Raw genomic sequence first — 23825 nt, forward strand, 5'->3', positions numbered from 1 at the left:
AGCAGAAGGACTGAAGTCCTTACTACAAACCAGTTCGTAGTAAGGACTTTAGTCCTTTCAATGTTTGTTAGCCCTCGATAGCAGGGGCGATTAACACCTGCAATTGACATCAGCCCGGACGTGCGATCGCCTTCGAGGGTAAAAATTGTGTAGAATAAAAACTTGACATCAGCCGACGATCGAAAGTAAAAATAAATAACAGCAATCACCAAAATGAGGCTTTATGTTTGATTCGCGATCGGCGAGCGACAAGTATGATATTGATAAATTGCTATCTCCTACAACAATTTTGGCTAAAAGACATCCGGTAAAATACGGAGAATAGATGTTTTTTTTGAACCTTGTTCAGCAATCTAAAATTCACAATTCTGCAATCTAAAATCTAAAATCTAAAATCTAAAATGGCAACAGCTATTCTCGACCTGGAAATCTCCCAACTACCGCCAGAAATAGCGGTTGAGGAGCGTTACAGCAAAGCCTTGGTTTTAATTAGACTGCACGGAAAACCGATCGGTCAAGCTCTTTTTCCGCTAGTCGGAGGTCGCATTGAGGGTTCTCAATTGCGGGAAACACTGATGAATGCTGTGGGCGATCGCCTTTGGAAAGATTGGCTCTACGATACCCTGGAATGGGACGAACGCGGGCCGGTACAGGCAATGCCAACAGCCACTGTAGCGGTTTGCACGCGCGATCGCCCAGAAGATTTGCAGCGCTGTCTCGACGCGTTTATGCGGCTGCCCGACGACGGTCAGGAATACTTGGTAATTGACAATTGTCCCGCCACGGAGGCGAGCAAGGAACTGGTCGAAAATTATCCAAAAGTCCGCTATGTGCGCGAGGACGTACCGGGCTCCAGCGCTGCCCGCAACCGAGCTTTACGCGAAGCTAAACACGACTTCGTAGCGTTTACAGATGACGATGCCGTGCCAGATCCGAATTGGTTGCGATCGCTCTTGCAAAATTTTAGCGATCCGCGAGTTATGTGCGTCACGGGGCTGATTATGCCTTTAGAACTCGAAACCAAAGCACAAGAATGGTTCGAGCGCTACAGCCCCCACGGGCGGGGCTTCTACCGCCAAGTTTTTGATGGGGCGCACTGCAACCCGCTGATTGTAGCTGCGGTGGGTGTGTCGGCGAGTATGGCTTTGCGGAAAAGCGCGATCGACTCGATCGGTCTGTTTGACGAAGCTTTGGGGGCCGGGACTCCGACTGTTGGGGGCGAAGACTGCGAACTGTTTGCCCGCATTTTGCGTGCTGGCTACCGCATCGCCTACGAACCGAGAGCCTTGAGTTGGCACCGCCACCGCCGCACCTGGGAAGAATTGGAAAAAACGCTCCACGGTTACGGCATCGGAGTCTATGCTTTTTGGACTCGGATGTTTTTTATCAACCGAGAATTTAGCGTACCTCTATTAGCTTGGGGATGGCTGCGGCACAAACAAATTCCTGAATTAGTTGCTTCTTTGCGCAAGCGACCCGAATCCGTTCCGAGCGATTTGCTGTTAGCTCAATTGCGCGGCTGTGCTAAGGGCCCGATGGCTTATTTTGCTTCTCGGAAGCAGTTTGAAAAAATCCCAGAAGAAGTCATTAGTCAGTAGTCATTAGTCATTGGTCATTAGTCAACTGTCAGCGGAGAGGGCCGGCACGGGGACACTGCCCCTACAAATTGTGAACTATCATTAGTCACGAGTAAATCAAAAATTACCGATTACAAATTACAAATTACAAATTCCCAATCAAATCTAATGTCAGTAACTCAGGGAATCAACGCCACTGAGCTTGCGAGAGAAATCAAACAAGCTATGCTGACCAGTCTAAGACCTTAGAGGTCTACGTTATTTGGGTTACGACACCCTGGGATGCGAAGCCAGTCCCCTGCTCTGTCGCTGGTAGTTAAACAGTCTTAAAGTCACTGAGACAGTGCTATCAGCCGGAAAAAGCCTTTATAACATTGACGAGGCTAACATTACACGCAAGTGGAGGACGCAACAATGTCCAATTTTATTTTCGTAGTTGATGCAAACAAAAAACCACTCACGCCTTGCAAGCCGTCAATGGCTCGTAAGTTGTTAACCGCTGGTAAAGCTGCTGTTTTTAGACGATTCCCGTTCACAATTATTCTCAAAAAGGCGGTAACAGCAACTATTGAATCAATTACTCTTAAATTAGACCCAGGATCTAAAACTACTGGCATCGCTTTATTACAGGGCGAAAAAGTAATTTTTGGCGCTGAATTAACTCACCGAGGTCAAGCCATCAAAGCAAGTCTTGATTCCCGTCACTCACTACGTCGAGGAAGACGAAGCCGTCATACTCGCTACCGCCAAGCAAGGTTTTTAAATCGTACCCGCCAAAAAAGTTGGTTAGCACCATCCTTGCAGCACCGGGTAGAAACCACCCTGACTTGGGTCAACAAATTACGAAAACTTGCGCCGATTGGTTTAATTATTCAAGAGCTTGTCAGATTTGACCTACAGCAACTAGAAAATCCTGAAATCTCAGGGGTCGAGTACCAACAGGGTGAACTACAAGGTTACGAAGTTCGTGAATATTTACTCAACAAATGGAGCAGAAAATGCGCTTATTGTAGTGCCGAAAATATACCTTTACAGATAGAGCATATTCAGCCAAAAGCTAAAGGTGGAAGCAGTCGAGTCTCCAATCTCTGCCTTGCTTGTGAGAAGTGCAACCTCAAAAAAGGAACTCAGGATATTCAGCAATTCTTAGTCAAAAAACCTGACATTTTGAGGAAGATTCTTGCACAAGCTAAGCGTCCGCTCAAAGATGCTGCTGCCGTGAATTCAACTCGATGGGCGTTGCTCTCTCGACTGAAGGAAACAGGGTTGCCCGTTTTAACTGGTTCAGGTGGACTGACCAAGTTCAATCGTACTCGACTACAACTACCTAAAACTCATTGGCTTGATGCGGTCTGTGTGGGTCAAATTGAATCCTTGTCCGTACTAACGAGTAAGCCCCTGCTAATCAAAGCGACTGGACACGGAACTCGTCAAATGTGTCGCACAGACAAGTTTGGCTTCCCATCTCGGTACGTTCCGAGAAACAAGTTTGTCAAAGGTTTTCAAACGGGCGACATCGTAAAAGCAGTTGTTACCAGTGGCAGAAAAATCGGTGAATATGTGGGTCGAGTTGCAGTTAGATCGACAGGTTCATTCAACATCTCGGCATCAGAATTGGTGCAAGGGATTAGCCATAAATACTGCAAAATTGTTTACAGGAAAGATGGTTACAGTTACGCATTTTGAAGATTCAAGGCGATTGAAATCGCCGGGTCGTTTTCCTCTCAGGACTAAAGTCGCTGAGTTTCCCACTTGCCGAGTGTTTTTTATGAATAGAGAAAATCCAACTGTTAGTATAATTATTCCGAGTCACAATCGCAGTTCTTCGCTGCGGCGGGCTCTCGATGCTCTGCGATCGCAAACTTATCCGATCGACCTCATGGAAGTTACAGTCGTCGCAGATAACTGCATTGACGATACTTTGGCAATGCTACAAGACTACAAAGCTCCATTTAAACTGCACGCGATCGAGGTAAATTGCCGGAGTGCTTCAATTGCCCGCAATACAGGAGCAGCGGCTGCTAGCGGAGAATTGCTGCTGTTTCTGGATGACGATATCGAAGCCATGCCGCCACTGGTGGAAAGCCACGTTCGGACTCACCAAGAACGACCTGGTTCCGTGGTTATGGGCCCTTACCCGCCTAAGTTGCAAGGAAGCACTAGGTATTTTGATGTAGAAGTGCGGGCTTGGTGGGAAGAAAAATTTTATCAGATGAGCCGCCACGATCGCCGATTCGAGTACGAAGATTTGGTTAGTGGGAATCTTTCTCTGGATGCACAACTGTTTGCTCGTCTAAATGGCTTCGATGCGGCTTTCGGGAACTGCGGCGGCGAAGATTACGAGTTTGGGGTGCGCTTGCTGAAAGCTGGTGTACCTTTTGTGATGGCGACTGAAGCTGTCGGCTATCATTACGAACACGAAACTAACAATCTCGATCGCTCTTTTCGCCGAGCTCGTCAAGAAGGGCGATCGGATGTTTTAATCGGTCAGCGACACCCGGAACTCAGACCCCTACTGCACATCAAAGACTACGAAATTCCTTATTCCTTGGCAGACAAAATTTTAACTAATGTCGCGTTTTCCTGGCCGGCGGCGGTGGATTTGCTGGCTGCGGGACTGAGAAAAGCTCTGGATGTTCTCGAAAACTTGGGGATGCGTACAACTTGGCGGTGGCTGCGCGGAAAATTGCGCGGTTATTGGTATTTTCGGGGGGTGATTGATGAGTTGAAAACTCGATCGGCAATTTCTAGTTTTATGCAGGGTGGGGCGGCCCGCGCCGATTTGAGCGATCGCGAAATAGAGATCGATTTGCAGCAAGGTTGGGAAGCAGCAGAAAGGTTGCTCGACGCTGAACGGCCCGATGGCATTTATCTCCGTTACGGTGAAATGCTTGTCGGTCACGTCACTCCCAAATTTGGTGTCGAGCCGCTGCGGGGCGTCCACCTGCGTTCAATTCTGGCTAATCTAGTGTCGGATCAATTGCTAATTGCGATCGCGCTTAACGGTATGCCCAAAACTGCTGAAGCTGAAACCGCTCTCGAAAACCCTCTAATTGCTTTGGAAAAAAATTATGAGTTGGCAGTTGAATAAGATAGCATCCCATTTTTGTAGGGGCGAAGCATTCGCGCTGAAAATATATCCTGTAGTTGGTAGGATACAGGCGCGAATGCTTCGCCCTTGCGGATATGTTTGCACGATCGGGATGCTCCCGTTGAATAATGCGTAATTGGTCATTGTTCAACAGTTGACAGTCCGTTACATCCGTTACATCCGTTACAAAATCCGTTGCCGAACTTCCTTCTTCCTTCTTCCTTCACTATTTTTAGGAGCAATTTATGGGAATAAAACTACTAAAACTCGAATTTTCTGAACCGATAAATCCGATTCGCGGACTAGAGAAATATGAAAAAATCCGCCTCTTGGTATTCTATCGGGGAATGCCTCTAAAATGGGTGGAAATATTAAACGATCCTTGGCAGGCAATTATTTCGGCAGAGCGGGTGCGATCGACAATTGTGGCAAAAATAGGCAAGGACTTAGCAGCATTAATTCTGCCAGAGCATTTGGGATTGGAAAAAAAGCCAAATTATCCGCTGCCGCCGATGAGCGTAGTTATCTGCACGCGCGATCGCACGGACTTACTTAAAGGAGCTCTGGAAGCAATTCTAGCTGTGGACTATCCCGATCGCGAAATCATCGTTATAGACAACGCTCCTTCCAACACCAGCACCGCTGAATTCGTCGCCGGATTACCTGTACGCTACGTCAAGGAAGAACGGCCAGGATTGGATTGGGCGCGCAATCGCGGCATCGCTGAAGCCAGCCACGAGATTGTGGTTTTTACAGACGACGACGTGCGGCCCGATGTCGGTTGGTTGCGAGGAATGGCTGCGGGTTTTGCCGATCCGGAAATTATGGCAGTTAGCGGTTTAGTGGCGCCAGCGGAACTCGAAACAGAGGCTCAAATTCAATTTGAATTCGGTTATGGGGGAATGCTGCAATACACCCACTGTTTTAAGGTTGATGGTAGCAACCTTTCGGCGAAGGCCTTACTGTGGTCGAGCGCTTACGGAGTCGGCGCCAATATGGGTTTCCGGCGTCAAATATTCGCCGAAGTTGGGAATTTTGACCCAGCTTTAGATGTGGGGACTCCGACTCGGGGGGCTGGGGATATCGAGATGTTTCACCGGATTTTAGCGAAGGGGTATTCGACTTTCTACGATCCCAGAGCTTTTGTGTGGCACGTACACAGGCGCAGTGGCGAGGCTTTGAGCCGCCAGCTAAGGGATAACGGACGCGGTTTTGGGGCTTATTTGCTGACGTGCGATCGCAACCGTACAGTCAGCCGCCTAGAAATTTTGCGTTTTGCTTGGTCTGAGTGGATTAGCGGGTGGATGCTGAAGCGTTTGAGGCATCCGGGCTGGTTTCCTCGCAAATTGATCGTGAGCGAGTTGATGGGAGCTCTGCAAAGTCCTTTTGCTTACAGGGAAGCGCAGTTGCAAGCCCAGCGGTTGGCCGCTCTGCCTGAGGAGGAATTGCAGGAAGTTGAACAGCCGATAATTATTGGGGGTGTGCAGTGATCAAAGCGGTAAAACTGGTAAATCGGCGCAAAATTGCTCATTTTTTCGATTTGCTGCGGGAGTTGGTCGATCGCGACATGAAACTACTTTACAAGCGATCGACCCTGGGGATTGCTTGGACATTGATCAACCCGCTGTTGCAGTTGGCGGTTTTTTCCTTTGTATTTCGATCGGTAATTCCGGTAAATATTCCGCAGTTTTCTTCCTTTGCATTCAGCGGTTTGTTAATTTGGACTTGGACTCAGACAGCACTGTTTCAAGCAACCGGACTAATTACAGGAAATCTGGCTCTAATCAGACAGCCAAACTTTCCGACAGCTATTTTACCTGTAGTCACAACTACCACCGGATTGATTCACTTTCTGCTGGCACTGCCGGTGCTAATTATCTTTTTGGCAATAGACGGAATTCAGCCAACTTCAGCGCTATTTTCCCTGCCACTTTTGATGATTATTCAATTCATTTTGACTGTGAGTTTGGCCTATCCCCTAGCTGCCATTAACGTTACGTTCCGCGACACCCAGCACACTTTGGGCGTGTTGTTGCAGATGCTTTTTTACCTAACTCCAATTTTCTACGACCTCAAAAGCGTACCCAAAGAATTTCAGCCTTTCTATCAGTTAAATCCGATGGTGCCGCTGATAGAAGCTTACCGGGCAATACTGCTCAAAGGCATCCAGCCGAACTGGTCAGCCCTGCTAATTCTTAGCTTGGTTGTGGCTGCTCTTTTGCCGATCGGACTAGGAATTTTTAGACGACAAAGCGATCGATTTGTGGAGGAATTGTAAATGCGCCAAGCTATTGTAGTTAACGGTTTAGGTAAGCGTTTCAACCGCTACAGTGCCGATCGACCTCTGACAATTATGGAGGCTGCATTGTGGGGTTGGTGGCGGATGAAACCCCAGGCAAGTTTTTGGGCGCTGCGGGATGTCAGCTTTACAGTTGCGCCAGGGGAAATGCTGGGAATTCTCGGCAAAAATGGGGCGGGAAAATCCACGCTGCTGCAACTTGTTGGCGGTATCGGCCGCGCTGAGGAAGGCACGATTAAAGTTAACGGTAGAATTGGTGGTTTGTTAGATTTGGGTGCCGGTTTTCACTCGGATTTAACGGGCCGAGAAAATGTGTTTGTGGGTGCGGTGGTGGCCGGTTTGACTCGCCGGGAAGCGGCGCGCCGGTTTGACGAGATTGTTGAATTTGCGGAATTAGAACAGTTTATCGACAGCCCGCTGCGGACTTACAGCACGGGGATGCGAATGCGGTTGGCTTTTTCAGTGGCAATTCATACCAATCCGGAAGTCTTGTTAATTGATGAATATTTATCGGTTGGAGACGTGGCTTTTCAAACTAAATGTTTGAAAAAGATAGATGAGTTTAAAAATCAAGGAGCAGCGATTGTTTTAATTTCTCACAGTGCGGCGCAAATTCAAAAAACTTGCGATCGGGGTATGTGGCTGCGGGATGGTAAAATCATGGCTTACGGAGAGACGGAAATCGTAGTCGGCCAGTATTTGTCGGAAATGCGATCGGAAACTGACAAGCGCACTCCCATGCGTCCTCCTCAAGTTACAAGTACGGGATCGGAATTGCGAGTTAATGAAAACCGCTTCGGTTCTTTGGAAGTAGAAATTACCGATGTCAAAGTGTTGCCGGATGAAGAAATAGACAGCGGCGATACGATTACTATTGAAATTCATTACACGGTTCCTAAACCGATTGCTGCTGCTATTTTTGGGGTGACAATCAGCCGGGAAGACGGTCAAAGTTGTTTTGAGACTAATACTAATCAAATGGGGCGGTTGATACCGCTGGCGAAAGGTAAAGGCAAAATCCGGCTGCACGTAGACAGGCTGGATTTAGGAAACGGGCAGTATTACGTGAATCCTGGGGTTTACGAGAAGAATTGGGCCTACGCCTACGATTATCACTGGCACGTTTATCCGCTGTACGTGCGATCGACTGTACACCAAAAAACGATCCTTTGTCCGCCCTACCGCTGGGAGTTTGACGGCAAAATGGAGGTGCTGGATTTGCCAGAAACAACTGACAAAGTTCACGCTTTGAACAAAAATAATCCCAGCTACGCCAAGATTTCCACTCAGTTGAAAAATAAGCAGTCACCTGACTTTTTAATTCTGGGCGCTCAAAAGTGCAGCACCGAAGCTTTATACGGCTATCTAGAAAATCACTTGCAAAATATCAAAGAAGGTGCTAAGCAAGTACACTTTTTTGAATTGAATTTCGAGCGCGGTGTTGAGTGGTACAGCAAGCAGTTGACGCGGAGTGTCGCAGGTGACAAAGTGCTGCTGTGGGAGATGACTCCTTACTATATTTACCATCCGTTGGTGGCCGAGCGGGTTTACAAGTGTTTCCCGGATGTTAAGCTGATTGTGATGCTCCGCAACCCGGTACAAAGAGCGTGGATGCACTATCATTTAGAAGTGGCGATCGGCTGTGAAAAGCTGGATTTTGAAAAGGCGATCGCATCTGAACCAGACAGACTCAAAGGTGAGATCGAAAAAATCAAAGCCGATGAAGGTTATTACAGTTTCAACCACCAGCATTATTCCTACTTGTCGCGGGGAATCTATGTCGAACAACTCAAGAATTGGCTCGATTATTTCCCCAGGGAACAGTTGCTAATTCTCAAAAGCGAAGATTTTCAAAAAAAACCGGGAGATGTGTTTTCTCAGGTGTTAGAATTCTTGGATATCAAGGCTAGTGCTGTCAAAGAATATCATGCTAATAGTGCTGAGGATTACAGCAATATGCCTGCGGAAATAGAACAAGAATTAACAAATTATTTTAAGCATTACAATCAGGAGCTTTCTGACTTGTTGAAGGAAGATTTTAGTTGGAGTTAGGAAAAAAGTTTTTAACCACAGAGGGCGCAGAGAGCGCAGAGAGGAAGATGAATCATACCTCTTCTTTCTCTTCCTCTGTGTCCTCTGCGCTCTCTGCGGTTCACTTAAAAAAAGATCGTAAAGTATAAAAATGAAACGAATATTTTTAGTAGGAGCTCCGAGAAGCGGTACGACAATTCTGCAAAGTTTATTAGCCGCCCATCCCGAAGTTATTTCTTTCCCTGAATCTAAGTTTTTTCACTATTTATTGTACGAGAAGTTTGTGGCAAAGTTGCCAAGTAGGATAGAAGCTTTTTTCAATGATGAGATTAATCGCCCTGAACTTTTGGAAGGTTTTGATGACAGTCAAAGTGTGGAAGCTAAAGTTAGTTGGTTTGTGAGAGTTTTGGATGGTTTGGCTGCGGAAGAAAACAAAAGCATTTGGCTGGAAAAAACGCCGGAACACATATATTTTATTGAGGATATAGAGCGCTTTTTGCCGGATGTTAAGTTTATACATATTTTGCGAAATAGTATGGATTGCATCGCTTCTATGTATGAAGCCACTCGAAAATTTAACGAATTGTGGGGTAGTGGTTGGGATTTAGAACGCTGTATCGAGCGATGGAAATATGCAGTATTAACTAGCCATAACTATCTGGATAAATCTAATCATATATTGGTTAGATATGAAGATCTTGTAGAAAACAAAAAATTAGTTTTAGAGGATATTTGTAATTTCATTGGAATTGAGTATGATGCTGAAATGCTGATTAATTATAAGGAAAAAGCAGCTAAGCTGAGTTTAAATTTACCTTGGCACCAAGGAATTGCCAGGGATATTCAAAGCGCTAAGGTTCACAAATATCATCGAGTTTTTAAAGATAGTGAAATTAAAAATATTCTAACTCATATCGAGTGGGTAAATTCGAGAATTGCCTACAAGGTTACGGTGGAGGTGAGCGAATTAATTTCGGATATTAAGGTTCCACAAATATTCGATCGCCTGTGCTGTACAATCAAGTTAGCAGGTGTTGAACTCGAAGTTAGGGATTTGGAGCTTAATACTATACCAATCCTTTGGCTGCTCCTTCGACAATACAATAGCATGGCTGGGCTCTTATTTCTACGCAAGTCCCTTATTGAATTGCCCATCTGTGACGGGATTGTGACGGGTGCGGTGTTGGCAGATGCGATCGCAGCCCAGTTTGCTTGGCCAATACTTTCACGCTTCTTTCAACACAATCCAGAAACTCCCCAACTGGAATGGACGCTATTTTTACAAGAAATCTGGAATCGTCCGAATTGGGTTGAGGCTAATTTTTACAATCCCGAAACCGCCGATGAAGCAGTCACAATCACTCTCGATGGAGACTTGATTGCTGTGGAAGTTAGCGCAGAATTGCCTAACATCAAAGTTGAGCTTGCTGAAATTGACGTGCTGGTGACAGTAGGCGGTGTGGCGATCGCTATTGTAACTGTTACCGTGGAAAATAATTTTGTTTCTGCTCAAAAAGTGCGATCGACAATTACTCGACATATCGGTTTTGAGTTGTGCGTCGCCACCGTGCGAGAAGCTTTGTTAGGAAAACCGTTAGACAATCAGAAATCGCTGCGCGAGCACTTAACCTCTGCTGCCCAACAAAGGTCGAATCTACCCGACTGGTTGAATGCAAAGGGTTCTAGTGGCATTTACCCCCAAGATGCGGTGATGTTTGGTAGGCGATACGGTGCCACAGGAACCAGTATCAGCCGTCGCGCCGCACTCCCTGCCCAGGCGCTGCGGGAATTAACGAAATCAGCAGCAATCGCAGGGGAAGTGATAATGCAAATTCCCCGAGAAAACGAGTTACCAAAGCAATTATTTTACGCACCCGAAATCATTTGGCAAAAATCGCCTCACCGAGAAGTTGTTCACTCAGTGAAACCTCAAATATTTGACATTGATAGCTTTACAGAAAAACTCTCGATTCTAGCCTACCGTCGCATTTCTCCCGATGCTATAAATGCAATTACTCCGCAGGTTTTTGAACAACAGTTGCAGTATCTGAAAGAAAATGGTTATTACAGTGCAACTTGGGAAGATTGGCAAAATGCAATACTAACTAAAACTCCTTTACCTGGTAAAGCTGTATTAATAACTTTTGACGGTGGCTATCTCGACTTTTCAACCTACGCTTTCCCTTTGCTAAAGCGCCTTGACTTTACAGCCACTATTTTTTTAGTAGCCGAGTCAATAGGAAAGACAAATAGTTGGGAAAAAGCCGAATTTGACCAAGTACAGTTAATGGAATGGCCGGAAATTAGACAATTGCGGGATGCAGGGATTGAATTTGGTTCCATGTCTGCCACTTATCAGCCTCTGACTTCATTGTCCCCCACAGAAATTGTGCGCGAAGCGGCGAAATCCCGCGCAACTTTGGAACGGGGATTAGGGAAAAATGTGAGAGTTTTTGCCTATCCCTACGGGAATGTCGATGAAATTGTAGCGCATTTAATCGGAGCAAGTGGGTATAGTTTCGGTGTATCATATAGATCGAGTACGAGCAATTTTTACGATTCTTTAATGTCGCTACCCCGCATTCAAGTAACAGCAGAAAATTTCTGGGAATTAGGTTTGTAGTGAGGACTTTAGTCCGCAAGAAAACTGAAGTCCTCACTACAAATAATAGAAAAATTGGTTCGTAGTGAGGACTTTAGTCCGCATTTATCAAGGACTAAAGTCCTCACTCAGAAAAATTGGTTCGTAGTGAGGACTTTAGTCCGCATTTATCAAGGACTAAAGTCCTCACTCAGAAAAATTGGTTCGTAGTGAGGACTTTAGTCCGCATTTATCAAGGACTAAAGTCCTCACTCAGAAAAATTGGTTCGTAGCGAGGACTTTAGTCCGCATTCATCAAGGACTGAAGTCCTCACTCAGAAAAATTGGTTCGTAGTGAGGACTTTAGTCCGCATTCATCAAGGACTGAAGTCCTCACTACGAACCTAATTTATGATTGAAAAATTGGTTCGTAGTGAGGACTTTAGTCCGCATTTATCAAGGACTAAAGTCCTCACTCAGAAAAATTGGTTCGTAGTGAGGACTTTAGTCCGCATTCATCAAGGACTGAAGTCCTCACTACGAACCTAATTTATGATTGTTTAGATAATTGCTAGAAACTTTTTCTCAGCCGCTGCATCAATCCCTGAAATTTACGTCGCAAATAACCGCCAAATCCTCGGGAAATTTTCTCAAACTTATAATCAAACAAAATATCCATTACATCTTTAGTTTTCATGTACTTCAAATAAGAAATCATTTTATCCGTCAATTCATCATTCACATCATCAATATACTTTCTCACCGCCAACCTTTCCGAAATATTCCATTTCCGATCGAATTTGCGGTGCATTTGAGTCTCATAATCCACAAAATCCGAGATTTTCCCCTCCAAATATTGCTCAATGTATTTCCCAGCGATTTCGGCTCCATCCATCCCGTGTCTGATACCCTCACCGCCCAGAAAATTAACTGTCGAGACAGTATCGCCGATCGCAATTATGTTATCCTTCCAATAAATATCCCGCAAACCAGGACTGTATTTCAGCGTCGAACCGTGCTTGTCAATAATTTTATAATTTTTAGACTTCAGATATTCATCAATCAGCAAATCAATATACTGTTTCAGCGGTGACAAATGCTTAACCGTTTTGGCATCTAAAAAAATGCGTCCCGCACCAACCTTCAGTCTATTTTGTTCCATGGGAAATATCCAAGAATAACCCTTCGGCATCCATTTATCACCCAAAAAGAAGATTAAATCATTGGCATATTTATTGTAAACTTCCGGTTCTACTTCAATTAAATATTCGATTCCGGTTCCCGACAAAAAATCAGGCTTATCATTTTCTTTGTCGTACATAATCGCCCTAGCAAAGCCAGTAGCATCAACCAAGACTTTCGTGGTAACTTTGATAAGTTTACCGTCAGATAACTGTTTAAATTCTACTGTGGTTTCGCCGTTGGCTTGGGAATGTCCGGTGTAGCGACAACCAAGCCAAACTTCACCGCCAAATCGCTCAACTTCGTCGGCTAAAAATGCTCTAAATTTCGCAAAGTTGAGCACAACTCCCAAACTTTCGGGAGATTCCCAAGTTTGACTAACTTTGCTAGTTTCAATAGTCAGTTTGTGCCAAAAACTGCCGATAACTGATTCGGGTAAATCGAATTGAGAGAGGGTTTCTAAAGGTGTGGCAGCGCTGGAAAAGTCATTTTTATTAAAATTGTCGTTTTGTTCTGCAAGCAAGACATTGCGCCCGGATTTGGCTAGAATCCTTGCACAGTGGCCTCCTGCTGGGCCGGCTCCTACTATTACTATATCAAAATTTTTTAAATTCATCTTACTTTTAATTCGCTTCCAATGTCAAAATACCCGCAGACATATCAACTATTAAACGCCGATTTTTTAGCCACTGGCGGCCGATTAAAATTTCCGGTACTCCGTCACCTACATGAACAGGAATATCGAATTCTTGTTCGTCAATTCGGACTTTTCCCGCATAAATATCGAAATTAAATTCTCCTTTTGCTGTCCGCATTTTTTGCCGCCTAATATAAGTCCAATCAAGTCCTTCTAAATCCTGAATATCCATTGCTAGCCAGCCCGAAAAACCTGTATCTAGCAGAGCATCAACAGGTAATTCTAAGCCGTTATCAGCAATCAATGCAATTTCAAAAAATAGCTCATCCTCATCACCAAATGTTCCTTGAATCATATCGTGCCACAAACCCCTGTAGGGTTGATGCGGAACATGAACGGGATAGCATTTGGGTGTTTCTGGTGGCACATTTTGGTAGCCACCATATCATCCTTGTCGATAAAATATTCCCCGCTGTCGGGTTCAACTGCCATGTACCAGTTGTAGTGGGTTTTAATCAATTCTGGTTTTAGGCGATCGAAAATTGGTTTGCAGCGCTGATAAAATGCTTCTCTTTCAGCATACCATTGGGCTATTTCTTCTGAAGAACGTGTGCGTTTTGGGTGCAATCTTTTCCGGGGTACTCTGCGAGTTGGGTTGAGATAAGTCATGGTTGATTCTCCTTTTGTGCAGTAAAGCTGAAGTAAGGTGGGGAGTCCCCACCCTACAATTCTAGCTAATTAGACGCTGACAGGTGACTGTTTGCGGCTGAATGTTGCTAAAATACGATCGCACATTTGCGACGGATTCAATCCCAAAGTGGCAAAGGATTGTTCCGGCGTTGCGTGATCTACCAATGTATCGGGTACACCCAACCGCATCAGTGGAACCAGGACATTATTGTCTAACAAAGCTTCGGCTACTGCTGAACCAAAACCACCCATTAAACAACCTTCTTCCATCGTGACAACTTTGCCAATTCGCTGTGCCAAAGGCAAGATTAATTCAGTGTCTAAAGGCTTGACAAAACGTGCATTAATCACAGTTGCTTCAATGCCATGTTCGCTCAACATCTCGGCGGTTTGCATCGCCGGATAAACCATTGAACCGTAACCTAAGATTAGCACGTCATCGCCGTTGCGAAGGATTTCCGCTTTGCCGATCGGCAATTCTTCCCAACCTTCTTCCATCAGAGGCACGCCGTAACCGTTGCCACGGGGGTAACGCATGGCGATCGGGCCTGTCGTGTGGTTGATGCCAGTGACTACCATCCGCTGCAATTCTGCCTCGTCTTTTGGCGCCATAATTGTCATATTTGGCAGACAGCGCAAGTATGAAATGTCGTACATTCCTTGGTGCGTGGGGCCGTCAGCGCCGACAATCCCGGCGCGATCCAAACAGAAGAACACTGGCAAGTTTTGGATGCAGACATCGTGAACTATTTGGTCGTATCCCCGCTGCAAAAATGTCGAGTAAATTGCGACAACTGGACGCATTCCTTCGCAGGCTAAACCTGCCGATAAAGTCACTGCGTGCTGTTCGGCAATTCCAACATCGATGTACTGTTTCGGTAGTTTTTCCTGAAGTTTGTCTAGGCAAGTTCCGGTTGCCATGGCAGCGGTGATGCCGACAATTTTGGGATTATTTTCTGCTAGCTTAACCAGGGCGTGGGCAAATACTTTTGCGTAGGCTGGTGGCTTGGGTTTGGTGGAGGGGATGCCTTTCCCCGTGGCTAAGTTAAAGGGATTTTGGGCGTGATATCCTACTTGGTCTTTTTCGGCGATCGCATATCCTTTGCCCTTCACCGTCACCACGTGAACTAATACGGGGCCTTGGATAGTATGACCTTGTTTGAAAGTAGCAATTAACTCTTCCAAATTGTGTCCGTCTACCGGGCCCATGTAGGTAAAGCCTAATTCTTCAATTACGGCTCCCACTTTCGACACGGCTAACCGTTTCATACCTTCTTTGAGGCGTTCCATTTCTGGGGTAAAAGTTTCGCCGACAAAGGGAATTTGTTTGAATTGTTCCTCTAAGTTATCTTTGAGAAATTGCACCGGCTGCGAAAGTCGCATCTTGTTCAAATAGCGGGTAATTGCGCCGACATTGGGCGAGATTGACATCTCGTTGTCGTTGAGCACTACCATCACATTGGTTTTCGGCATATGGCCCGCGTGGTTGATCGCTTCTAGTGCCATGCCGCCTGTCAGGGCGCCGTCGCCGATAACTGCTACAGTTTTAAAGTTTTCGCCCTTGAGGTCGCGTGCCATCGCCATTCCTAAGGCTGCGGAGATGCTGGTAGAAGCGTGACCGGCGCCGAAATGGTCAAATTTGCTCTCGCAGCGCTTGAGATAGCCTGCAACGCCGTCTTTTTGGCGCAAAGTATGAAAGTCATTGTAGCGACCGGTGATCAATTTGTGTGGATAAGCTTGATGGCCGACATCCCAGGTAACTTTGTCGCGATCGAGATCCAGGGTTTGGTAGAGTGCTAAGGTCAGTTCGACTACACCCAATCCTGGGCCGAGGTGTCCGCCGCTGGCTGCTACAGTTTCTAAATGCTTTTCTCGAATTTGTCGGGCAATTTGTTCGAGTTGATGAATCGACAGGCCGTGTAATTGGTTTGGATGAGTCAGTTCGCTGAGATGCATATTTTAAAATCCCGCTCCTAAGAATTAGGACGAATCCTTAACAGATAATAGTTTGAGCCTGCGGCGTTCGGTACGCGCAAACTTAGAATATTTTACCTGTTATTTGAGAAAAACTGTTAGGCGTAAGATTTTTATTATTTTTGACCTGGTAATTATAATAAGTAAATCGCAAACAGTCAATATAAAAAATGCTTATCTTGTTAGTTGGCAACGGCTAATTATTAGCTGCACGGGGTTTATTAGCGATTAAAAACTGTTTTTTGTACCGAGGGCTGACTTTTTAAGCATTGGATTTCTGCAAGCTGACTGTGATGCAAAATCATTAACTGTGATTTACTCAGGGCTTCTAGTGCGTAGGTAAGACTTTGTCAATCGCCAAAATCAACCCCAACAAATTCTGGCTGTTATTCATCAACTACTGTTCCGACTTAACCGCGACAGAAGCCCTATTCGGGTAGATTTTCGAGTAATATAACTATATCCAAAACTTTAATTATAATTTTTTTATATATCCTTTTTGGCGCACACGATTTAGCAGAAATTAAGTTATGTTTAGTGATTTCACTTATTTTAATTGACAAGGATCTTCCGCAGGTGGATGCCAACCGCCTTCTACCCAAAATCTACGCGATCGCCGAATCGAATCCTCTTCATCATAACGTTCATCATTAAGGTCAAGCCGATCGCAAGTTGCTCGACCTACTGGAGTTTTACTGATAATATTGAGACCATCTGCTGTCCAGATAAAATGCTCTGACCACTTCTGCTGACGAGGATTAAATAATGAAACCTCTTGCTGAGTTTCTGGATCGATTCCATTGATAAAATTGTAGTGGCGTTCGTTACAGCGGCGGCAAGCTAATGCTAAATTTTCACTGTCATCAGATCCGCCGAGAGATTTCGGCATGAGATGATCTATGGTAAAGCGATCGGGGCTTAGATATTCTGGAGAGTGGCAGTATTCGCAAAGATATTTAGCTCGCTGTCTTATAAGTTTTCGAGTGCGATCGGACACCATTTGGCTTGGGTAGAAAGTTGGGCATTAATCAACGTGAAAATTCGGGATAATTCTATAATGCCAGCTAATTCTGGAATTTCATCGACAGTTAGCAAATCTAGTTTTTTTCTCTCTAGCAATTCTTCCATACGAAATTGTAGTTCATCGGTAAATCTGAATAAGTAAATATTCCCAAACTCTACCATTTTAAGACCTTGGGGCATTAACGAGGAAGGTTTCACCATTAATTGAGTATTCATAAAATAGCTCGGTAGGTGGGAAACTCAGAGACTTTAGTCCTGAGAGGGAAACTCCAAGAGCGGTTTCAACCGCCTTGAATCGTTCTTTATCCATTACCGCCGGGCGAGTTGCTTAATTTGGTGTACTTTTGTAATGTACTTTCAGCAGGACAGTTACCGCCTCAAACCTTGCAACTCGCGATCGCATAATGTTTGCTCACGCGCGGCCTCCCTTACGGGGTAATGTTCGTGCAGACCTGGTTATAAAAGCTTGTTAGACCTGCAACACTGTTGAGCGTGACTTTAAAACTGTTTAATTGCAGATGACAGAGCCCAAAACTGGCGTCGCATTCAAGGAGTGTCGTGACCGGTGGGGGACGTCTCCTTTTTCAAGGGGTCTGGTCAGAACAGCTTGCAATTTCTTACAAGCGAGCGTGGCTTTAGCCCTGAGTTTCTGACAGGGATTAAAGTTCTCAGATACTCTTGAAACATTGTAGCTTATCAGTTGCCAAGTGAATTTGGGGCAAGGTCGATCGCACTTATCATCAAATACGATCGCACTTATCATCAAATACGATCGCCCCCATCGATAAATTACAGCATTCGTTCCAATTGAGTCGATCCTCTTCGAGGGCTTCGCTAACGAACTTCTGGCAATTTCTCGGCCCCAGTCGTATCAAAGACGATCGCGTGTTTAGTCGCAGGTAACAACCGCCGTAAAATCTGAATGTATCCCTCTGCATCGCCTCGGCGGTGGAAACGAGCAACCACCAATCGCTGCATATTCGGCAATTGCCGCACGATACACCAGGGATGAGAGTTTAATTTGGCCTTTGATGTTGGTATCATAGGAAAATCCTTCCCCGCCAAAAGCGGGGTGTGGTAGAAAAAGCGATCGCCCTCAAGTTTTCGACGCTAGGTGGGCGATCGTTTTTAGTGTACATAGATATTATATGTTGCATACGCATCAATGTCAAGTTAAAACATGGGATACGTGAGACTGCGGATTCGAGAACTAGCTGAGCAAAAGGGTTGGACTCTAAAGCAAGTTGCCGATCGATCGGGAGTGAATTACAACACCGTTAGAAGCTACGTTCAGCGCGATGCTTTGAACACGGCCGATATTTCTGCTGTCTACAAAATCGCCCGCGCCTTCGATGTGACAATGGAAGATTTAGTCGAGGTTTTGGAAGATTGAGGGCGCACAAATGGGATACGTGAGGCTGCGGATTCGAGAACTAGCTGAGCAAAAGGGTTGGACGTTCAAAGAAGTTGCCGATCGATCGGGAGTCAATTACAACACTGTAAAAAGCTACGGGAGGCGCGATGCTTTGAACACAGTCGATCTTTCTGCTGTCTACAAAATCGCCCGCGCCTTCGATGTGACAATGGAAGATTTAGCTAAACAGACGGGAATCCCCACACTATACTGCCTCGGTTAGTGTGGGATGAGAGTCCCGTGAGACTCCGATTCCACCCGTATGCAATCTAATAATCGTAGGTTTTAGCAGGGGACGGGTGGATGAGGAGACGAACAAACTCTTCATTCAATTAAATTGTTAATCAACTTGCGAGGCGAGCGTGATAAAATAAGACTTGCCTTGCATCGTCTTGCGTCGTAACGCAATGAAAGTAACGTATCAGTATCGATTCTATCCAGACACCAATCAAAAACAGGAGCTCAATCGCTGGCTGAGAATTTGCCGTTATTGGTATAATTGCCAGCTAGGAGATCGCTTCGATTGGTGGCAGATGAACCGTACCGATATTAATGCCTGTCCGCTAACAAGCAGTATTGCTACTCCCAGAACAAAGCCTAATTATTACAATCAAAAAGCTTCATTACCATCAATCAAAAAAGATTTGGTAAAAGTTTTTCATAGTGGTGAATTGCTGGACTTCAAGCAAGTAGATTCAACTGTTTTGCAAGATGTGTCCAAACGAGTAGACAAAGCCTTTGAGCGATTTATCATCGGCAATAGTAAAGGTGGCAAGTTTGGTAGACCTCGCTTTAAAAACGAAGCAAACTATCGGACAATGACTTTTGCAACTGCTAGTAATGATTGGATTAAACGCTGTCGTAATGACTGGATTTATATTCGATTGCCCAAACTAGGAGTTGTCAAAGTTCGGATGCACAGTCCTGTCCCAGATGGATTTACCCTCAAGCAAGCTAGTGTTACTAAAAAAGCTGATGGTTGGTTCATTCAATTAATGCTTGAAGAGCTGGCGGTGCCGGAATTCACCCCTGACGAAATTACTCAGACTTGGGGAAACTCAATTGGCTTAGATGCGGTACTTTATGAAGATGTTTATCTAGCAACATCTGAGGGCGATCGACTACCTGCACTCAAGCCACTACGCAAAAATCAATCTAAACTAGATCGGATATCGAAGAAACGAAACAAACGGAAACGGGGGAGTAAAGCTAGGCGAAAACTAGCAAAAAGAGAAGCCAAGCAGCATCAACTTATTGCTCGTTCTCGCCAAGATTTTCAATATAAAACCGCTCATAAACTTGTAAAAACAGGCGCTAAATTCTTCTTCCACGAAGACCTAAACCTTAAAGGCTTAACTAAGCGCAATAAAATCAAGCAAGATGATGATGGGACTTATCTTCCCAACGGTCAAGCGGCAAAATCAGGACTGAATAAGTCTTGGCTGGATGCTGCATTCGGTCAATTTTTTCAGACGCTGGACTACATAGCCTCAAAAGCTGGAGCAGTTGTCGTTTCACAAAAACCTGCTTATACCTCAATGGTGCTAAGCTATCGGAATGAAATCATTTTCACCGATTGCAGTACACGAGACTATTGGGATGAGCAGAACTTTCTAATGGTCGATCGCGATATTAACGCCGCGATTAATCTAAAGAAACTGGGGCCCTAGCATTTTCCCCAGTATAAAACGCGCCCAGTGGGAATCTTTCTGTAGTCGGAACTATAGATAACAGTATCACGAAGGAAATTTTGCATACCCTTCATCGGGCTGCAAAGATGCCTACATCATAGCTGTAATCAGTTTGATGTAGGAGTATGTCACATGTTGCGATACTGCAAGTTGCGTGCTTGTACAGGGAGCTAACCGCAGTGATGGATCTCGATTGTTTACCTTACGGCGCAGGCCACGCCCAGGAAGGGGTCTGTCTGCTAGTGCGAATGGGGCCGTACCGCATTTTACTCGACTGCGGTATAGAAAATGTCGCACCCCTGTCGGCGACAGTAGATCGATCGCCCCCAGCCGATTTCGTAGTGTGCACCCACGCCCACTCAGATCACGCCAGAGGTTTGCTAGCACTCCACCAGGCTTTCCCGCTGTTGCCAATTTACGCCAGCGAAGTCACAGCGCGACTGCTACCGCTTAACTGGCCGGCCCAGTCTCAGCAGCCAGAGACGCATTTCTGTGAGGCTCTACCCTGGCAGTCGCCGATCGAACTGCGCCGGGGACTGAGCGTGCAGTTGTTTCCGTCGGGCCATTTGCCTGGAGCGGCAACTGTACTCCTGACTTATGAAGCCCCCCACCGCACCTACACCCTGGTTTACACCGGCGACTTTTTTCTGTCCAATTGTCGTTTGGTGGAAGGTTTGCCGCTGGGAGAACTCCGGGGCATGAAGCCCGACGTGTTAATTGTGGAAGGTAGTTACGGCACGGCGCGCCACCCTCACCGCCGACAACTGGAAAATCAGTTAGCCGATCGCATCCACCGCGCGATCGCCGACGGATACTCGGTACTGCTACCCGCACCCGCCCTCGGTTTGGGCCAAGAACTGCTGATGCTGCTTCGCAGCCACCACTACTTCACCGGGCGCGACTTGGATATTTGGGTGGACGGCACTGTCGCCGACGGGTGCGACGCCTATCTGGAACTGCTGCCCCATTTTCCCACCGCCGTTCAAAACTTTGCTCTCCACCAACCTTTGTTTTGGGACGAAAGGGTGAAACCCCGCGTGCGCCGGCTGTCTGCCGAACAGCGCTCCGAATTGGGGAAAACCCCGTGTATTGTAATTACAGACAAGTTTCCCGATTTGGGTTTGTACGTTGCCGATCGTACAAATCCTTGGATTTTACTCGCCCCTCAAAAACCCGGATATCCCGTCAGGGAATGGTTTCCCAACTGGCGGGAATCTGGGGTTCGGCTCATTGAAACTTATTTGCTAGCCGAACACTGCGACGGGCCGGGAACTACCCAGCTCATCCACAATTTGCGGCCGCAGCACGTTATTTTATTACACGGTTCCCCTGCATATTTGGCTGACTTGGCTAACTTGGACGAGCTGCGAAACCGCTACCAGTTGCACACTCCGGCGGTAGGAACAGTTGTCGAATTGCCGATCGGGGAAATGTTTTTGCAGCCCGCTATCCCCGAAACTAACTATGAGGGAGAACTCAGCGAATTGGGGACAGAGGTAGCAATTAGCTTGCCGAATCCGATTACAGCCGATCCTCGGTGGGCAAATTTTGCCGATACAGGTTTAGTAGAAGCGCGCTGGCAAGGCGAAGAATTGGTACTGCGCGGCATCTCCCAGCGGGAACTGCTATTTCAAGGCAACGCCGTTCAGGCAAACCTCGAATGCTGTGGCAATTGCCAGCACTACCGCGGCCAGCGCTGTTGGAACCAGTCGAGTGCTTTGTTTGGCTTTAAAGTCACTCCCGACGGTTTCTGTCCGGTGTTTGAAGCGATACCGGAGTCTGAATTTTTCATAGATGAGGAATTAGATGCGGAATAAACCTATTGTTGTCATGGCGATCGACAGCTTAGCGCGCTTTCTGATGAGAGCGATCGCAGTATCTGTTGTTCATCGGTTCTGCGTCTGTGACTGCTCTGGTGGCTCAGAGGCGAAAACGGGCGATCGAACTCAAATTTCCATCCAAAATAGCTTATTTGGTGACAATCCAGCAGATTTTTCGGCAAAACCCGAGTTTTGCCCCATTCCTCGACAAAAAAGGGAGAAAAGTCGTTTTCTTTTCCCCCAACTATTCTTTGTGACTCAAGCTCTAGATCAAAACTATTCTAAATTCGAGTCCGGGTAGTGATTGCGAATTTGCTCGGCTTCGGGACAATCGTCAGAAACTAGGGGTTCGCAGTTAGTTCTCGACACCGAAGCCAACTTCTGGGACACAGCTCCAATACTTTCTAGACGCACCATTTCTTCCCAGGAGCTAATTTCGTCTTCTTCGTCGGTTTCGTAGCGCAGCGTGACTAGATCCCCTTCAATATCTAGGATACGAGCGCGCTCTATCCAACGTTGCTGATCTCGAAGAAAAATAGAAACCTCACGACCATCACAACAGAGTTGATAGATTTTGCGCTGTAGCATTTGTCAGTTCTCCTGCGCAGTGTAACTTGCTTAAAATATGGCCTGTTTGCAGCAACGTACTTTGGGTTTTACATCGGAAGGCACAGCCCTATGGACTGGCCAGTTTCACGTTTTCCGAAACTTTGGGACCGATGGGGATTACCAGATTTCATTTTACCACCAAATCTATCTTGTGCGCCATTTATCTAATTGCAGATTTTGGGAGCAGCGGCATCCCTCGCGGGAGGCATTTACCACAATAGATTCGCAGCATCAGAACTTGATTCGGGCCAGCCACCTTCTAAGCGGACTGTACTTCGAGTAGCTCTCGATCGCTCCTCAATTTTTCCCAGAGACAATACGTAGATAGCGGCTTAATTCGCTTTGGGCGATCGCGCGGACATTGCGGAGGCTCTCATCCGGGACGATCGCAACGGCGATCGGCACCATTCCTGTGCTGACAACGGTAAAATCTCAAATGTACTCAGACCTTGACACCGAACCGACGCACTCCGATACGCCATCAAACTAGAACTCAAACTCCCTCCCTTGTGCCGTGGCGTTAGAAAATCTACAGGTTTGACTTAGGAGTATCGACGTTTCCGAGCTTTAGTAACAACGGTAAAAAAATACAACTGCCAGTTTCCCTGAAAAGGCGAAAATCAAGCTAGGGAAATTTCAGTATATCTCTTCAAATAAACAGTTAGGCAACCGACAATCAAAAATACAAGCATCAAAAAATGCCCCCAAATAGTATCGAAGGCTCACCCAAAAATAGGGTAAAATTGCCAAAAAATGACTAACTACCTGCAAAAAACTACAACCAAAATTAGCTATAAATAAAGTCCAAATCGGGGTATTTTTGAAGGCTATCGAGCTGATTGCCAGCGCCTTATTATTGGGAAATATCGACACTGCCCAATGAAACATTCTCTACATATACGATGACAGATCGTTGCTACTTCTATTTGCAGGAAGTTCAGCAAATTACTTTCCTAGCGTTTGCTCTTCCTCCTTGTGCTTATCCTTGTCCTTCTGGGTAGATTCATCATCAGCTTGACCGACCCCTTCCTTAAAACTCCGCAGCGTTTTCCCCAAAGCATTCCCCAACTCAGGAATTTTCTTGGGGCCGAAAATTAGAATGGCGACTACCGCAACAATGCCCAATTCGGGCAATCCCAGACCAAACATACAAAATCTCCGCGCTTACCTACTTTGCTTTTTCCCTGCGAATTACCGCTAGTGCAC

Annotated in this window: 21 protein-coding genes; 12 read left to right on the top strand and 9 right to left on the bottom strand. The window is 45.9% G+C overall.

Annotation, left to right across the window (positions count from 1 at the left end):
- Positions 1–401 precede the first annotated feature (401 nt).
- From QZ918_RS10245 to QZ918_RS10275, 7 genes are all read left to right on the top strand, one after another.
- Positions 402–1598: a glycosyltransferase family 2 protein gene (locus tag QZ918_RS10245; protein ID WP_293334202.1), complete on the top strand. Its 1197-nt coding sequence runs from the start codon at positions 402–404 to the stop codon at positions 1596–1598.
- Positions 1599–1991: 393 nt separating this feature from the next.
- Entirely contained in the window at positions 1992–3263 is a 1272-nt protein-coding gene (iscB, locus tag QZ918_RS10250) for an RNA-guided endonuclease IscB (protein ID WP_293334205.1), read from the top strand.
- Positions 3264–3345: 82 nt separating this feature from the next.
- Positions 3346–4668: a glycosyltransferase family 2 protein gene (locus QZ918_RS10255; RefSeq protein WP_293334208.1), complete on the top strand. Its 1323-nt coding sequence runs from the start codon at positions 3346–3348 to the stop codon at positions 4666–4668.
- A gap of 245 nt (positions 4669–4913) precedes the next feature.
- A complete protein-coding gene (locus QZ918_RS10260) occupies positions 4914–6158 on the top strand; it encodes a glycosyltransferase family 2 protein (protein WP_293334211.1) in 1245 nt (414 codons plus the stop codon).
- Positions 6155–6946, top strand: a complete 792-nt coding sequence (locus QZ918_RS10265) for an ABC transporter permease (protein ID WP_293334214.1) — start codon at positions 6155–6157, stop codon at positions 6944–6946. Before QZ918_RS10260 ends, QZ918_RS10265 begins: the two co-directional genes overlap by 4 nt.
- The gene (locus QZ918_RS10270) at positions 6947–9019 is read left to right on the top strand and encodes a Wzt carbohydrate-binding domain-containing protein (protein WP_293334217.1); all 2073 of its coding nucleotides are present in this window, start codon (positions 6947–6949) and stop codon (positions 9017–9019) included. It abuts the gene before it with no gap.
- Positions 9020–9149: 130 nt separating this feature from the next.
- A complete protein-coding gene (locus QZ918_RS10275) occupies positions 9150–11621 on the top strand; it encodes a sulfotransferase (protein WP_293334220.1) in 2472 nt (823 codons plus the stop codon).
- Between the two features lie 529 nt (positions 11622–12150).
- On the opposite strand, the gene QZ918_RS10280 is transcribed toward QZ918_RS10275, so the two are convergent.
- The 7 genes from QZ918_RS10280 to QZ918_RS10310 all read right to left on the bottom strand — a co-directional run bounded on the left by QZ918_RS10280 (position 12151) and on the right by QZ918_RS10310 (position 18129).
- Positions 12151–13377, bottom strand: coding sequence for an NAD(P)/FAD-dependent oxidoreductase (locus QZ918_RS10280; protein ID WP_293334223.1), 1227 nt, complete (start codon positions 13375–13377; stop codon positions 12151–12153).
- Positions 13378–13384: 7 nt separating this feature from the next.
- Complete coding sequence (locus QZ918_RS10285; protein ID WP_293334226.1) at positions 13385–13753, bottom strand: aspartyl protease; 369 nt, start codon at positions 13751–13753, stop codon at positions 13385–13387.
- A complete protein-coding gene (locus QZ918_RS10290; protein ID WP_293334229.1) occupies positions 13750–14067 on the bottom strand; it encodes a hypothetical protein in 318 nt (105 codons plus the stop codon). The genes QZ918_RS10285 and QZ918_RS10290 overlap by 4 nt, the downstream gene beginning before the upstream one ends.
- Positions 14068–14136: 69 nt before the next feature.
- Positions 14137–16044, bottom strand: a complete 1908-nt coding sequence (dxs, locus tag QZ918_RS10295) for a 1-deoxy-D-xylulose-5-phosphate synthase (RefSeq protein WP_293334232.1) — start codon at positions 16042–16044, stop codon at positions 14137–14139.
- A 565-nt stretch (positions 16045–16609) separates the two neighbouring features.
- Entirely contained in the window at positions 16610–17062 is a 453-nt protein-coding gene (locus QZ918_RS10300) for an HNH endonuclease (protein WP_293334235.1), read from the bottom strand.
- Positions 17032–17301 carry a hypothetical protein gene (locus tag QZ918_RS10305; protein WP_293334238.1) on the bottom strand — a complete coding sequence of 90 codons (270 nt, stop codon included), beginning with the start codon at positions 17299–17301 and terminating at the stop codon, positions 17032–17034. The genes QZ918_RS10300 and QZ918_RS10305 overlap by 31 nt, the downstream gene beginning before the upstream one ends.
- A 618-nt stretch (positions 17302–17919) precedes the next feature.
- Positions 17920–18129, bottom strand: a complete 210-nt coding sequence (locus QZ918_RS10310) for a hypothetical protein (RefSeq protein WP_293334241.1) — start codon at positions 18127–18129, stop codon at positions 17920–17922.
- 136 nt (positions 18130–18265) lie between these two features.
- Between QZ918_RS10310 and QZ918_RS10315 the strand changes: the two genes are divergently transcribed.
- The 5 genes from QZ918_RS10315 to QZ918_RS10335 all read left to right on the top strand — a co-directional run bounded on the left by QZ918_RS10315 (position 18266) and on the right by QZ918_RS10335 (position 22311).
- Positions 18266–18478, top strand: coding sequence for a helix-turn-helix domain-containing protein (locus QZ918_RS10315; protein ID WP_293334244.1), 213 nt, complete (start codon positions 18266–18268; stop codon positions 18476–18478).
- A 10-nt stretch (positions 18479–18488) separates the two neighbouring features.
- Entirely contained in the window at positions 18489–18722 is a 234-nt protein-coding gene (locus QZ918_RS10320) for a helix-turn-helix domain-containing protein (protein WP_293334247.1), read from the top strand.
- 184 nt (positions 18723–18906) lie between these two features.
- Positions 18907–20169 carry an RNA-guided endonuclease InsQ/TnpB family protein gene (locus QZ918_RS10325; RefSeq protein WP_293334250.1) on the top strand — a complete coding sequence of 421 codons (1263 nt, stop codon included), beginning with the start codon at positions 18907–18909 and terminating at the stop codon, positions 20167–20169.
- Positions 20170–20372: 203 nt separating this feature from the next.
- Positions 20373–22007 carry an MBL fold metallo-hydrolase gene (locus QZ918_RS10330; protein ID WP_293334268.1) on the top strand — a complete coding sequence of 545 codons (1635 nt, stop codon included), beginning with the start codon at positions 20373–20375 and terminating at the stop codon, positions 22005–22007.
- Positions 21997–22311 carry a hypothetical protein gene (locus QZ918_RS10335; RefSeq protein ID WP_293334253.1) on the top strand — a complete coding sequence of 105 codons (315 nt, stop codon included), beginning with the start codon at positions 21997–21999 and terminating at the stop codon, positions 22309–22311. Before QZ918_RS10330 ends, QZ918_RS10335 begins: the two co-directional genes overlap by 11 nt.
- On the opposite strand, the gene QZ918_RS10340 is transcribed toward QZ918_RS10335, so the two are convergent.
- Entirely contained in the window at positions 22287–22598 is a 312-nt protein-coding gene (locus tag QZ918_RS10340; RefSeq protein ID WP_006633466.1) for a DUF6679 family protein, read from the bottom strand. The genes QZ918_RS10335 and QZ918_RS10340 overlap by 25 nt on opposite strands.
- A 966-nt stretch (positions 22599–23564) precedes the next feature.
- The gene (locus tag QZ918_RS10345; protein ID WP_293334256.1) at positions 23565–23768 is read right to left on the bottom strand and encodes a twin-arginine translocase TatA/TatE family subunit; all 204 of its coding nucleotides are present in this window, start codon (positions 23766–23768) and stop codon (positions 23565–23567) included.
- Between the last annotated feature and the right edge of the window lie 57 nt (positions 23769–23825).

Origin of the sequence: Microcoleus sp. CAWBG58 (assembly GCF_020883045.1) — a bacterium.
Taxonomy (GTDB): Bacteria; Cyanobacteriota; Cyanobacteriia; order Cyanobacteriales; family Microcoleaceae; genus Microcoleus.

Bases quoted from the DNA above. Each gene is read 5' to 3' on its own strand.
- QZ918_RS10245 (WP_293334202.1), top strand. From the start codon at position 402: ATGGCAACAGCTATTCTCGACCTGGAAATCTCCCAACTACCGCCAGAA.
- iscB (WP_293334205.1), top strand. From the start codon at position 1,992: ATGTCCAATTTTATTTTCGTAGTTGATGCAAACAAAAAACCACTCACG.
- QZ918_RS10255 (WP_293334208.1), top strand. From the start codon at position 3,346: ATGAATAGAGAAAATCCAACTGTTAGTATAATTATTCCGAGTCACAAT.
- QZ918_RS10260 (WP_293334211.1), top strand. From the start codon at position 4,914: ATGGGAATAAAACTACTAAAACTCGAATTTTCTGAACCGATAAATCCG.
- QZ918_RS10270 (WP_293334217.1), top strand. From the start codon at position 6,947: ATGCGCCAAGCTATTGTAGTTAACGGTTTAGGTAAGCGTTTCAACCGC.
- QZ918_RS10275 (WP_293334220.1), top strand. From the start codon at position 9,150: ATGAAACGAATATTTTTAGTAGGAGCTCCGAGAAGCGGTACGACAATT.
- QZ918_RS10280 (WP_293334223.1), bottom strand. From the start codon at position 13,377: ATGAATTTAAAAAATTTTGATATAGTAATAGTAGGAGCCGGCCCAGCA.
- QZ918_RS10285 (WP_293334226.1), bottom strand. From the start codon at position 13,753: ATGATTCAAGGAACATTTGGTGATGAGGATGAGCTATTTTTTGAAATT.
- QZ918_RS10290 (WP_293334229.1), bottom strand. From the start codon at position 14,067: ATGACTTATCTCAACCCAACTCGCAGAGTACCCCGGAAAAGATTGCAC.
- dxs (WP_293334232.1), bottom strand. From the start codon at position 16,044: ATGCATCTCAGCGAACTGACTCATCCAAACCAATTACACGGCCTGTCG.
- QZ918_RS10300 (WP_293334235.1), bottom strand. From the start codon at position 17,062: ATGGTGTCCGATCGCACTCGAAAACTTATAAGACAGCGAGCTAAATAT.
- QZ918_RS10305 (WP_293334238.1), bottom strand. From the start codon at position 17,301: ATGAATACTCAATTAATGGTGAAACCTTCCTCGTTAATGCCCCAAGGT.
- QZ918_RS10310 (WP_293334241.1), bottom strand. From the start codon at position 18,129: ATGATACCAACATCAAAGGCCAAATTAAACTCTCATCCCTGGTGTATC.
- QZ918_RS10315 (WP_293334244.1), top strand. From the start codon at position 18,266: ATGGGATACGTGAGACTGCGGATTCGAGAACTAGCTGAGCAAAAGGGT.
- QZ918_RS10320 (WP_293334247.1), top strand. From the start codon at position 18,489: ATGGGATACGTGAGGCTGCGGATTCGAGAACTAGCTGAGCAAAAGGGT.
- QZ918_RS10325 (WP_293334250.1), top strand. From the start codon at position 18,907: ATGAAAGTAACGTATCAGTATCGATTCTATCCAGACACCAATCAAAAA.
- QZ918_RS10330 (WP_293334268.1), top strand. From the start codon at position 20,373: ATGGATCTCGATTGTTTACCTTACGGCGCAGGCCACGCCCAGGAAGGG.
- QZ918_RS10335 (WP_293334253.1), top strand. From the start codon at position 21,997: ATGCGGAATAAACCTATTGTTGTCATGGCGATCGACAGCTTAGCGCGC.
- QZ918_RS10340 (WP_006633466.1), bottom strand. From the start codon at position 22,598: ATGCTACAGCGCAAAATCTATCAACTCTGTTGTGATGGTCGTGAGGTT.
- QZ918_RS10345 (WP_293334256.1), bottom strand. From the start codon at position 23,768: ATGTTTGGTCTGGGATTGCCCGAATTGGGCATTGTTGCGGTAGTCGCC.